The sequence below is a fragment of the Streptomyces sp. NRRL WC-3626 genome, assembly GCF_000718785.1.
Classification (GTDB): Bacteria; Actinomycetota; Actinomycetes; order Streptomycetales; family Streptomycetaceae; genus Streptomyces; species Streptomyces edwardsiae.
The window spans coordinates 1-213 of sequence record NZ_JOCA01000087.1 but is presented as its reverse complement, the minus strand read 5'-3'; the positions used below and the strand labels follow the sequence as shown (position 1 = coordinate 213).

1 pseudogene is annotated in these 213 nt (G+C 70.4%); it reads right to left on the bottom strand.

The annotated features are described in order from the left end of the window. Positions 1-213: pseudogene (locus IF28_RS36835) on the bottom strand (2-oxoglutarate ferredoxin oxidoreductase subunit alpha); the annotation flags it as partial.

Sequence of the window (213 nt, the reverse complement as noted above, 5' to 3'; positions counted from 1 at the left end):
GATGTCGGGGACGTCGATGCCGTCGGTCTTCGCTTGGCGGGTGCGGACCATGAGGTCGTGGTTGGCGGGGTCGTAGGAGATGTTGCCGGTGCCGTCCTGCTTCTCGATGCCGCCGATCCGGTGCTCCAGGCCCGGGGTGCCGGGGACGGCCCAGGGACGGGCCAGCGTCTCGGGGTCCCGCTTGTACGGCCAGAACACCTCGGTGCCGTCGTC